The organism is Nostoc sp. CMAA1605, assembly GCF_021596505.1.
In the GTDB taxonomy this organism is placed as follows: Bacteria; Cyanobacteriota; Cyanobacteriia; order Cyanobacteriales; family Nostocaceae; genus Trichormus.
In genome coordinates this window covers 1-11,027 of sequence record NZ_PJIZ01000177.1, presented here as the reverse complement: position 1 = coordinate 11,027, position 11,027 = coordinate 1, and the positions used below count along the sequence as shown (strand labels likewise).

Annotated in this window: 12 protein-coding genes; 4 read left to right on the top strand and 8 right to left on the bottom strand. The window is 39.5% G+C overall.

Annotated features, from left to right (window positions below; all coding sequences use genetic code 11):
• The 3 genes from CV014_RS29480 to apcB all read right to left on the bottom strand — a co-directional run.
• A partial coding sequence (locus CV014_RS29480; RefSeq protein ID WP_442946956.1) for an amino acid kinase family protein occupies positions 1–516 on the bottom strand: 516 nt, incomplete at its 3' end.
• Positions 517–643: 127 nt separating this feature from the next.
• Positions 644–1,219: a Uma2 family endonuclease gene (locus CV014_RS29475; RefSeq protein WP_236145250.1), complete on the bottom strand. Its 576-nt coding sequence runs from the start codon at positions 1,217–1,219 to the stop codon at positions 644–646.
• 221 nt (positions 1,220–1,440) lie between these two features.
• Complete coding sequence (apcB, locus tag CV014_RS29470; RefSeq protein WP_236145249.1) at positions 1,441–1,950, bottom strand: allophycocyanin subunit beta; 510 nt, start codon at positions 1,948–1,950, stop codon at positions 1,441–1,443.
• Between the two features lie 359 nt (positions 1,951–2,309).
• Here apcB and glnA point away from each other — a divergent pair, with 359 nt between their 5' ends.
• Positions 2,310–3,725, top strand: coding sequence for a type I glutamate--ammonia ligase (gene glnA / locus CV014_RS29465; RefSeq protein WP_236145248.1), 1,416 nt, complete (start codon positions 2,310–2,312; stop codon positions 3,723–3,725).
• Between the two features lie 76 nt (positions 3,726–3,801).
• Here the strand turns inward: glnA and CV014_RS29460 are convergent, their stop codons facing one another.
• Positions 3,802–4,716, bottom strand: a complete 915-nt coding sequence (locus tag CV014_RS29460) for a glycosyltransferase family 8 protein (RefSeq protein ID WP_236145247.1) — start codon at positions 4,714–4,716, stop codon at positions 3,802–3,804.
• Between CV014_RS29460 and CV014_RS29455 the strand changes: the two genes are divergently transcribed.
• Positions 4,715–4,999 (top strand): hypothetical protein, encoded by a 285-nt coding sequence (locus CV014_RS29455; RefSeq protein ID WP_236145246.1) that lies wholly within the window; start codon positions 4,715–4,717, stop codon positions 4,997–4,999. The two genes, CV014_RS29460 and CV014_RS29455, sit on opposite strands and share 2 nt — an antisense overlap.
• A gap of 47 nt (positions 5,000–5,046) precedes the next feature.
• Here CV014_RS29455 and CV014_RS29450 read toward each other — a convergent pair whose 3' ends face one another.
• Positions 5,047–5,250 (bottom strand): hypothetical protein, encoded by a 204-nt coding sequence (locus tag CV014_RS29450; RefSeq protein WP_236145245.1) that lies wholly within the window; start codon positions 5,248–5,250, stop codon positions 5,047–5,049.
• Between the two features lie 441 nt (positions 5,251–5,691).
• Here CV014_RS29450 and CV014_RS29445 point away from each other — a divergent pair, with 441 nt between their 5' ends.
• Positions 5,692–6,588, top strand: coding sequence for a ferritin-like domain-containing protein (locus CV014_RS29445; RefSeq protein WP_236145244.1), 897 nt, complete (start codon positions 5,692–5,694; stop codon positions 6,586–6,588).
• 387 nt (positions 6,589–6,975) lie between these two features.
• Here CV014_RS29445 and patX read toward each other — a convergent pair whose 3' ends face one another.
• The gene (patX, locus tag CV014_RS29440; RefSeq protein WP_236145243.1) at positions 6,976–7,206 is read right to left on the bottom strand and encodes a heterocyst-inhibiting protein PatX; all 231 of its coding nucleotides are present in this window, start codon (positions 7,204–7,206) and stop codon (positions 6,976–6,978) included.
• Between the two features lie 103 nt (positions 7,207–7,309).
• Positions 7,310–9,085: an FAD-dependent oxidoreductase gene (locus tag CV014_RS29435; RefSeq protein ID WP_236145242.1), complete on the bottom strand. Its 1,776-nt coding sequence runs from the start codon at positions 9,083–9,085 to the stop codon at positions 7,310–7,312.
• Between the two features lie 202 nt (positions 9,086–9,287).
• Between CV014_RS29435 and CV014_RS29430 the strand changes: the two genes are divergently transcribed.
• Positions 9,288–10,325: a M50 family metallopeptidase gene (locus CV014_RS29430; RefSeq protein WP_236145241.1), complete on the top strand. Its 1,038-nt coding sequence runs from the start codon at positions 9,288–9,290 to the stop codon at positions 10,323–10,325.
• A gap of 192 nt (positions 10,326–10,517) precedes the next feature.
• Here the strand turns inward: CV014_RS29430 and CV014_RS29425 are convergent, their stop codons facing one another.
• Positions 10,518–10,946 (bottom strand): hypothetical protein, encoded by a 429-nt coding sequence (locus tag CV014_RS29425; RefSeq protein ID WP_236145240.1) that lies wholly within the window; start codon positions 10,944–10,946, stop codon positions 10,518–10,520.
• Between the last annotated feature and the right edge of the window lie 81 nt (positions 10,947–11,027).

Here is an 11,027-nt window from a genome sequence, read left to right as displayed (position 1 = left end):
TTCACAAAAGTCTGCTCGTAAAGCCGCCGCTAAAGCTACCGCCGAAGTATCAGAACCACCACGACCTAAAGTGGTAATTTCTAATTCACCATTACTAGAAATTCCTTGAAACCCTGCAACGACAACAACTTTACCATCGTTTAAGTGACGCTGCACCCGTTCGGTTTCAATCTGCAAAATCCGTGCGCGAGTATGTTCTGCTTCTGTAACAATACCTACCTGCGCCCCAGTCATAGAAATAGCTGGCTGTCCAATTTCCTGCAACGCCATACTCAGCAAAGCAATCGTCACTTGCTCCCCTGTGGACAACAGCATATCCATTTCCCGGCGGTTGGGATTGCGAGAAATTTCATTGGCTAGCTTAACGAGTCCATCGGTGGTTTTTCCCATTGCCGAAACTACCACCACTAATGAATTGCCAGCTTTAACCGTTTTGTAAACACGCTGGGCAACAGCTTGGATACGTTCGACTGAACCGACAGATGTACCACCGAATTTCTGAACTATAAGCGGCATAACTTTTGTGTAATCTATATCCCTGCTTCTTTCTATGCTTCCGCTAAGTTAGGAAGCTGTGCAGTCATTAATAGATACATAGTTTACTAAATAATGAGCAAGCGTATCTCAATTTTTTAAGAAGAGGTTAACTGGCAAAAACTACATCCTCATAAAGTGCAGCCATTGTCCCCTCAAATTTGACGCTGTTGAGACTGAATAATTCCTGTGCTGATGTGTATGATTGCAAAATCCACAATCCTTGTTCGTTCCGCCGGAAACATTCAACCCGTTGACGTTTAGTGTTAATCAAAACATACTCTTGTAAGCTTTCTAAAGCTTGATAATCCGCGAATTTATCACCCCTGTCAAAAGCCTCTGTAGAATCAGATAAAACCTCAACGATTAGGCAAGGAAATTTTTTATAGTTTGGTGTTTCTTGGTCGCGTTGGTCACAAGTTACCATCACATCAGGATAATAAAAGCGATTTAAAGATTCAATTCGAGCTTTCATATCACTCATATAAACGCGACAACCAGAACCGCGTACATGATTACGCAATAGCACCGCCAAGTTAAGTGCAATAGTAACGTGGGGGTCACTTGCACCAGCCATTGCGTAGATATAGCCATTAATATATTCGTGTTTTTCTTGACTTTGTTCCTCTAGTTGTAAGTATTCTTCCGGCGTAACGAGGTAATTTTCTTGAGAGGAAGCAATCATAATCTCAATTTTTTAAGTTTTGAGCAGTATCACTTGGCGATATCCTAACATTTGCCAGTGAGTTAAGAATTGCAACAAAAAAAGCGATCGCTTTTCTACAGAAATAGTCAGGCGATCGCTTCACAAAAATTTAGATAACAGAGCTAGAAAGTGCTGAGTCTTGAGTGCTAAGTCTGGAGAAAACATCCCAGTCCCCAGTACCCAATCCCCAGTCCCTAACTCTACACATCCTGTTCGCTTAATTCACGAGTGATGTGGTCAAAAGGCTCATCAACAAAAGCAGTGTTAGCAACACCAGCAGATGCGACTTGTTCTTTTACCAAATCCTTGAGAATCTGTACACCACGAACCGTGGGAGCAATAGGCACACTCAAAGAATTGTAGGTTTCTCTGAGACCTTGCAGCACACGTTCGTCTAACACATTGGTATTACCAGCAACCAGCGCGTATGTAGCGTAGCGCAGGTAGTAGTCCATATCTCGCAAACAAGCTGCGTAACGGCGAGTTGTATAAGCGTTACCACCAGGACGAATCAATTCTGGCAGTTCTTCAAACAACTTAGCACCAGCTTGCTTCACCAGTGCAGCCGCATTGGAGTTAATTGCAGCCGCAGCTTGCACGCGAGCTGTGCCACTCTCAAAATAGGATTTCAAGCTATCAATCGCATCCCGGTCAAAATAACGACCAGTTACGTCATAATTCTTAATTAAGGTTGTTACCGCGTCACGCATTCATTCTTCTCCCAATCGTTGCTATCGTGGTTTGATATTTATTTGGCTGCACTTACGCACCAGTAAATTTTTGTGCTATTTAAATATAGATTTGGCACAAAAACCATCTTTCCATTATTTATGGATTCTATGTCAAAGTTGACCCCTCTGAGATTAACTTTCCCCTTTTGAGCAGATGTCGAAAGAAAGGTTAATATTACCTGTAATCCAGAGAATCTGTAACAAAGGCTACAAAACTCTCTAATGTTGAGAATCTACGATATTTCAGGTGTGTCACAACTTTGTTCCGTTCAGTAGGGTCAGGATGCTTTGGCAAGATTCTGGTTTGACGTTAAGAAATTGGCAGAGAAGGAGTAAAAATGACAACCCCACAAGAAGTCTTGAAACTGATTCAAGACCAAAACATCCAGATGATTGACTTAAAATTCGTCGATACACTCGGCACTTGGCAGCACCTCACCGTGTTCCAAGACCAAATTGACGAAAGTTCTTTCTCTGATGGTGTACCCTTCGACGGTTCCAGCATTCGGGGTTGGAAAGGCATCGAAGAATCAGACATGACAATGGTGCTAGATCCTAACACCGCTTGGATCGACCCATTCATGGAAGAGCCAACATTAAGTATCATTTGTAGCATCAAAGAACCTCGTACTGGCGAATGGTACAACCGTTGCCCACGGGTTATTGCTCAAAAAGCAATAGACTACTTGGTTTCTACTGGTCTTGGTGACACAGCTTTCTTTGGACCTGAAGCTGAATTCTTCATTTTTGATGATGTCCGCTTCGACCAAACTGCCAACGAGGGATACTACCACGTAGATTCTATAGAAGGCCGTTGGAATTTTGGTAGAAAAGAAAGCCCCAACCTTGGTTACAAAACTCGCTTCAAAGAAGGTTACTTCCCCGTTTCGCCAACAGATACTTTCCAAGATATGCGGACAGAAATGCTGTTGACGATGGCAAAACTAGGTGTGCCTATTGAAAAGCATCACCATGAAGTAGCCACTGGCGGTCAATGCGAATTAGGTTTCCGCTTTGGTAAATTAATCGAAGCTGCTGACTGGTTGATGATCTACAAATACGTCATCAAAAACGTAGCTAAGAAATACGGTAGAACCGTAACCTTCATGCCCAAACCTGTGTTTGGTGATAATGGTTCTGGGATGCACACCCACCAGTCTATTTGGAAAGATGGTAAACCTCTGTTTGCCGGTGACAAGTATGCTGGTTTAAGTGACATGGCACTTTACTACATTGGTGGTATTCTCAAACACGCACCAGCATTGTTAGCTATCACCAACCCCTCCACCAACTCCTACAAGCGTTTAGTACCCGGCTATGAAGCACCGGTAAACCTGGCTTACTCCCAAGGTAATCGTTCCGCTTCTGTACGTATTCCTCTGTCTGGTACTAACCCCAAAGCCAAGCGTTTAGAGTTCCGTTGTCCAGACGCTACCTCTAACCCCTACTTGGCATTTGCAGCGATGCTGTGTGCTGGTATCGATGGTATCAAGAACAAAATCCATCCCGGTGAACCTTTAGATAAAAATATCTATGAACTCTCTCCAGAAGAACTGGCGAAAGTTCCTTCCACCCCTGGTTCTTTAGAATTGGCATTGGAAGCACTGGAGAATGACCACGCCTTCTTGACAGAATCAGGCGTATTCACTGAAGACTTTATCCAAAACTGGATTGATTACAAGCTAGCTAACGAAGTTAAACAGTTACAGTTGCGTCCTCATCCCTATGAGTTCTACCTCTATTACGACGTTTAATTAACATCTGTTGGCAACCTACTAATTCCAGAAATAATTCAGCCACCCACAAGGGTGGCTTTTTTAGTTCGGCACGCTAAGATTTGATTAATTCTTTAAAGAAAAATTTAATTTTTTGTTTGAAAGAAATATATAGTTTGGAGAAATGGACTAGATTTTGCTGTCGTTGTTTTTTAGCTAGTTGTTCCTCTTGCCACGTTGACCAAATGTTACTATCCAAATGTTCAAAGAATAAACCTTTTTGGGGATGACTACAATTCTCGTGCCAAGGTTTATCACGGGATGCAAAGTGAACAATGAAAGGATGATGCACCAGATGATCATATTCCTCTTTACTAAAAGGGCTATTTTGCCAAGAGGGATATTTAAATAGGTATGGCATTTGATTCCATCGGTAATCAATAGCTTCCCATTGACCTGCTAAAACTGCATTCATGGCATCTTGGTCATGCCAACGAATATACTTTTTATATTTATCTAAATATGCAAAGATTTTTTGACTGGTTTTCTCTTGTCGCCATTTTTTAAGATTCATCACCAGGACACCAGAATTAAAGTATTTACAATCGGGCGCAAGACCTAATTCTTGATAATTAATCAGTCCTCTAGGTGAGGAAACATAGATTGCCCCCATATCTGGTATTGCCAAAAGATAGTTATCTTGAATATCAAGATTCCACAGTTCTTGCAAACTGCATCTAACAATGACATCACTATCTAGATAAATGGCTTTATCAATTTCTGATGGTAAAAGTTCTGGGATTAAAATCCGGTAATAGGCAGCAATAGTAATACTAGAAGATGTCTGCAAGTGCTTAAATTGTGATTTTCTGACCTTCAGCCACTTGAGACTAACTTGCTCAGATTTCAGATTTTGGATAATTCTGTTTTTATTAACTCGACTAATGCCACCATCTATAATATAGAGAACTAAATGCTGTTCACTAGTAAGATTGGCCACAACTGAGCGAGTAGTTGCAGCTAGAGGCATGGAAAAGTTATCGTCCGCAGCACAAACTAGACAAATTGAGTTATCCATCAATCTTCAACCTACAACATACACTCGGCAGTTCAGTGAAAATATTGACGGTGTGTTTTTTGCTAAACACCGCTATTTCCAGGCATCAGAGTCAAAACTACAGAATGCGATCGCACCATCTTCAACGAAATACATAATTTATGTTGATTCTATGAAGAAAATGTCCGTAATTTCCTCTTCAGCCTCAGATATTTTCCTTGATCTGGGGTGTATGTCAATAGATCAAGGGAAGTAATTTCTCGTACACATTACTTCCCTTTGCTGCCAACACTCATCAAAAATCTAGCTCATTGCTGCATTACTACGACCGTAAATTGCTCTGGTTGTGGGGTCGATTTTCCCTTGAATGGGATTCCAGTAGTGGGATATTTCTTCAGCCGGAAGACCGAGTTCTTGTGCGGCGCGCATCAACATCGATTGTTGACGATGCTTAACTTGCTGATATTGACGCATCATAATCGCGCGAGATTTTTCTTGAATAGACATAACACAGGCTCCCTATGGATTTAGAAATATTGGATTAATTTGTATTCCTCTCTATTAATCAGATTAGCAAAAATTCTGTAACATAAACTACCAAATTGCATTTTTGTTATATTTCTTAACATTTGTGTAATTTTGCTGACTAGGTTTTTCGGTTTGAGTTACTGCTAAAATTCATATTTAGTCAAGACTGTAAGAAATACTTATCCATAGCTAGATGATCTAGCAGTTACGTTTGTTTACAAAATTTCAGACCAAAATATCAATATTTCATGACCAAATTAAGATTTACTACTACATAAGCCCTTTTTTAGCTGGGTTGAATCAAGTTATAGTTTATTCTCTTGAGAAAAAATTTAAAATGGGAAATTAGTTTAAGATCCCTATTGTAAAGAAATATTACTTTCTGCCATCTCATACATTTAAGAAAATTGCCCTTAAACCATGACAGTAGCTTATCCACGGAAATTCCAGAATACATTAAGTGCGCGGGACGTACTCAAGCAGGTAGTGAGCGATCGCGAGATTCACCTGATCACCCTGAACCGCTATCGTTATAGTGAGCAGCGTAGCTGTAAAGACTTAACAGATGTCATTGAAAGACTCAACGGTAAACCACCGGAACTGATTCGAGATTTATCCCATCACATCGCTGATGAAGCTCGTCATGCTATGTGGTTAACTGATTTACTAGTAGACTTAGGCGCAAATGTCGGTACACCCCCTGGTTCTTCTTACATAGAAGAATTTGAGAGACTACTAGACAGTGAACAGTACGATCCTGCTCAAGACCTAGATAGTTTTCTCATTTCTGCTATTGCAGCCATCAATGTCACCGAAAAAAGGGGTTGTGAGTATTTTTCGGCTCATATTTATGCTCTGAAACAAGCACCTCAAACAGCAGAAAATATTAAAGTTCGCGAAACAATTGAGAAAATTCTGCCAGAAGAAGCGGGACACGTCCGTTGGGGTAATCGTTGGCTAGCACAGATAGCAGATAAGAGTCCTGAACACCGCCAAAAAGTGGAGCAAGCTAAACGCAAATACGCCGCTATTGAGCAAGCAGCTTTTGAGTCAGGAATGGATATTACTTTGGGTGCGGAACTCAGACGAGTTGCTAACCTAGTGGAAATCGCCAATACAATGCCAGTATGGGAGCGTCCCCAATATTTCATGGAACGCTTACCACAAACTTTATTAGCACCAAACCTGCAATTTACCAGAATTCAAGCGGCACAAAGAGCATGGCAACGTGATCCTGAAGCATTCTTTAATAAGTTTGTCCCAATGTTTATTAATGGTTTGCAGAAAAGAGAAAATCAAGCTCAAAGTAGCAAGTAAGTAGAATAGATAATTAAAATTTTTGGCAGAGGGATAAAGATGATTTGTAGATTTCTTTATCTCCTCTGCCTTTTGATGGAAATTATTTTTTATGTAATTAGGGTTGAAGTTCGTGTAACTCTAATTATTAAAAAAGTTTGTGTAGAAATTGCAAATCGAGCAATTTTCAATTCGGATGACACCCTGGAAGTAACACCAAGCCTGATGTATCAATGCTCTGAAGGTTGGTGATGCTGTCAATCAGACTAATTAGTTGTGAATTGGTGATTAAACCAAAATTTTAAAGATTGTCTTCTTGCAAAAGATTCTATTAAAAGAATTCAATAGTGTTGAGTGTGTTTTTTATTGAACAGAAACCGGGAGCGCAAACGCCATAGTGACTGAATACTACACACGGAAGTAGTTATTAAACTGAGACCTCATGATATCTCTTCTGCCACTACCACGGTTAGGTGCAGAATCTTCTGGTTGGTTGCGCTTAGGTTTCTTGTGTAGGGAGACAACATTCTGTGTAGTTGCAAATGAAGCAAAAAAATTGGTGTTTGTCATTTGCGATACATCGAAACTCAGGGAAACAACTACCAAACTGGAGATTAAAAGTGGAACAGCAGCACGCATTTTGAAATTCTCTCTGTGAACTTTCTTATTTACTGCTACTGAGATTTTTGCAAAGAGTCCGGAAAATTCTAAAAAAAAGTAGTCCTTTTTACTGAAAAAATTTTTAGCTGGGATATAATTTGACGCTTTCTACTAATAACCAGTTACCAGCTTGATTCAGATGGCCCCAAATAGTGATGCGTTGTTGATGAGTTAATTCTTGCAGTTGCGCGTCTATATGCGATCGCCTGGTAACAATCTGCCAATTTTGCCCCACATTAGCAGGTGGAGAAGTTATCGTAAAACGGTAATCTTGCTGATTTACTATTTGGAAAACCCCTGTAAAGCAGTCTGCACTCCGTGTTAATACGAGGTAAGACTCTGAATGATAGTAATTATCGACTGATGAAGCAGGACAGTCGCCATTATATGGATAGGCTTGGGGTTCATGGAGATAATGGGTTTGCCATTGCAGCCATTGGGGATGATGGGGATCAAGATTAAATAAAGGAACAATAGCGGCTGGCGCGTGCTGATCCTGTAATAATGCTTCCTGTAAAGCTTTGATGGGTAAATCACGCGGCTGACAATTTAACTCTACACACATCGCCGCCGCCATCCCTGCGGCTTGACCGATACCCAGAACCACAGGCTGTAGTCTAGTTGCACCATTAGCAATGTGAGAGACAGAAATATTTTTTTCACAAACTAATAAACCATCTGTAGTGGCTGGAACTAGACAACGGTAGGGAATAGTAAAGGGTGTTCCTGTCCAGCGTCCTCCCCAACGGATAGATTTGGGTTGTAGTGGTAAGTCAAAACCTGGATAATGATGGTCGTTAGCGTAGTTAGCGATCGCAATACTATCAGGGAATAATTCTGCTACTCTACCCCCTGTAACTGGTAGAATGTCTTGTTCTTTCACCGTCGTTACTCCCACCAAACGACGACTCTCTCTATAATAAGGATGCAAAGCAAAAGCCGAATGGCTATGAGGAAAAACTTGCTCTGCTAAACCGTAACGTCTACCAAGCTGATTTTGCATAAAATAGGCAAAATTTTGGCTATGCCAACGGCATTCCTGTAAAAATTCACTCTTATTTGGTGCTGAATCAATTAATCTTCCTACCCCTTCACCGTAGTCATTACCACAGATAGGCCAGTTAATCATAAATAGATTACCCGGCAAGCGACCATAGTTCAAGAATTTCTCCGCACCGTATTTTTCCCAAGCACCAGCAAACAAAGCAGGATCATAATTTGGTGCTGGGGGAATTTCTGGTGCAACATCTGCACCAAAATCTTGCATTAAGACGACCCAAGTCGGCGACTGTACGGGATATTTGGCAGTAATGGCGTTAAATTCAACAGGTGCGCTGGGTTCTTCCCACTCCGACTGTAATTCCCAACCCCAACGGTGAGGTATATCTGCTAAAGCCAGTAAATCTCCTAACTCCGTCCCATCAAGAATCACTTTGGCTTCAACAGTAAAATCTGCAAACCGCACACCAGTAACACAGTTATCTTGCTTGAATAATTCTAGGGGTACTTCTCCAGAAATCCATTGCAGATTTGCTAACTCTTTTACCCAATCAGCAAAAATTTCTGCTCCAATACGGGGATCATAACTAAAAAAGCTCACCCAACTATTATTTAATCCCCCTGGTTGTCGTTTTTGTAATTCTTGTAAAAATGCTCCCCATATTCCTGTTTGAAACGCCATTAATTCATTGCCATCAGGCGCGGATACTCCAGCAGCAGTTAACATTCCTCCCAACCAAGGAAATTCACTCACCAGGATAGTCTTAGCACCGCGACGCGCCGCTTGGATAGCCGCAGCCGTTCCGCCAGTTCCACCACCAACAACTAAGACATCAGTTATATAAGTTTTCTGAACCATAAATAGAAATTTACGTGTGTTTGACCAGGATACATGAGAATTTCGCCTGTTGGAACAGCATTTTATTATTAACTAATATTTGTCTTAGCTGCTGGTTAAATAATATTTATTAAGCTTAGATTACCATTTTTTCGTATTTTTACTTAAAAGAATAATTAACTAACTGGGAATACTAATAAATAAAGACTATGGTGTATTTACAATGGAATTATTACTTATTGGTATATGGTTGTATTTTTCCATATTTTGCCATGAAATGGGGCATTTTATGGCGGCTAAAATGGTTGGATTTAATCCTCATTTTGTCAAAATCGGCAGTGGTCAGAGGATATTAGACTTCAAATTTTTAGAATCCAAAATAGAATTTTGTCTGATTCCCAGTGGTGGCATCACCTATACCTCCAACTTAAGCTTAGAAAACATGAAGCCTAAGCTGATATTTATGTATTTAGCCGGGCCAATGATGAATGGTTTATTGTTTATATTCATCATGGTTTTTGGCAAATACGGCAACCAAATTTTTAATGAATACAATCCAGCATCCTTTTTAGGTGTATATGAGCTTTTTTTATTTACTGGCAATCTTTTGCCATATGAATCCAATATATACGGAAAAAGTCATCCCACTGATGGTAAACAAATATTAGATGCTTTAACTAAAACTAATGAGCAATTCCTTCAGAAAAAGTTAGGTTTAGCTAGATATACAAAAAATGGAGATGATGCTAAAACTGAATTTTTTAATAACGATTTAAAAACATTACATATATTATATAAAGCTATGGCAGAATTGCAAAAACGTAATTTTGACCAAGCGATGCAATTATTTGAGCAAATTTTAATGAATGATGATCTCATCATTAGAGATCAACTTTATATCCTTGATATTTTAGTGACGTTTGTGATTGATCATGAACAAACACAATACCTCCAAAAAGCTGATAAATGGTCTGCTCAGGCATTATCATTAGCTAGTGATATTAAAACTATTCAAGGAACTAGAGGAGCAATTTTAATAGAATTAGGTAGATACAGCGAAGGTAAAGCAATGCTTTTACCTTTAACAGAAGAAGGAAATGATCTCACTGATATGGCTTACAGTTGTTGCTATATAGCTAAAGCAGATCATTTCTTAGGTAATGATCATGAGATTAAACATTGGTTAAAGAAAGCTGCCAAAACAGGCACAGCACAGCATATTCTATTAAAAACACAAAAACAACTTAATTATTTTCTATAAAAATCATTTGAGTTGTCACTAGCTCTGATAAGTATAACGACTAGAAACAACCAAACTATATTAAGCAATATAAAAATACTATAATTCAGTTCGTAGTAAGGACTTTAGTCCTTTTATGTTCGCGGAGCGTCTCAGAGAGAGAACTAAAGTTCTCACTACAAACCTTTAATTATTTACCCTGTTCTACTTATTTCACTGATTCTCAGATTCATTGTCTGAGGAATTATCTAAAATTTCCATATTGGTAATTAAAGATTCATCACGAGTTTTACCACAAGGTTCAGCACTTTCACAATCATTGACCTTTACAACTTCATAGGTAGCACGGACTTTTTGATTTAAAAATTGGCTTTCCTCTGCACAAATTTCAAAAGTTGCACCTACATTATGTTCTGTACCATTTTCATCTACTAAAGTGACATAACATTTCAAATCACCATTGACTAACTCTTTCACAGTTCCAACTTCTGGCTGTGAATTCTCAGTTTCTGTGGGACTATCATTAGGTTCACCACTTTCAGGTGTTTCTGTAGCTGTGACAGTATTCTCTGGGGTACTACTTTCCTGATAGAATTGGTGTTGTTTCTGGTGTTGCTTGAGTGCTAGGAGTCGCTTGTACATTATGATTAATCTCCACATTGCAACCACTAATTGTCAATGTAGAAATTACAGAAATAGCAATAACTAATTTATTCATAAATA

What these genes read in the sequence shown, in the direction of transcription:
- CV014_RS29475 (WP_236145250.1), bottom strand. Translation starts at nt 1,219, where the DNA reads ATGATTGCTTCCTCTCAAGAAAATTACCTCGTTACGCCGGAAGAATAC.
- CV014_RS29455 (WP_236145246.1), top strand. Translation starts at nt 4,715, where the DNA reads ATGGAAAAGTTATCGTCCGCAGCACAAACTAGACAAATTGAGTTATCC.
- CV014_RS29425 (WP_236145240.1), bottom strand. Translation starts at nt 10,946, where the DNA reads ATGTACAAGCGACTCCTAGCACTCAAGCAACACCAGAAACAACACCAA.
- CV014_RS29445 (WP_236145244.1), top strand. Translation starts at nt 5,692, where the DNA reads ATGACAGTAGCTTATCCACGGAAATTCCAGAATACATTAAGTGCGCGG.
- glnA (WP_236145248.1), top strand. Translation starts at nt 2,310, where the DNA reads ATGACAACCCCACAAGAAGTCTTGAAACTGATTCAAGACCAAAACATC.
- CV014_RS29435 (WP_236145242.1), bottom strand. Translation starts at nt 9,085, where the DNA reads ATGGTTCAGAAAACTTATATAACTGATGTCTTAGTTGTTGGTGGTGGA.
- apcB (WP_236145249.1), bottom strand. Translation starts at nt 1,950, where the DNA reads ATGCGTGACGCGGTAACAACCTTAATTAAGAATTATGACGTAACTGGT.
- CV014_RS29450 (WP_236145245.1), bottom strand. Translation starts at nt 5,250, where the DNA reads ATGTCTATTCAAGAAAAATCTCGCGCGATTATGATGCGTCAATATCAG.
- CV014_RS29460 (WP_236145247.1), bottom strand. Translation starts at nt 4,716, where the DNA reads ATGCCTCTAGCTGCAACTACTCGCTCAGTTGTGGCCAATCTTACTAGT.
- patX (WP_236145243.1), bottom strand. Translation starts at nt 7,206, where the DNA reads ATGCGTGCTGCTGTTCCACTTTTAATCTCCAGTTTGGTAGTTGTTTCC.
- CV014_RS29430 (WP_236145241.1), top strand. Translation starts at nt 9,288, where the DNA reads ATGGAATTATTACTTATTGGTATATGGTTGTATTTTTCCATATTTTGC.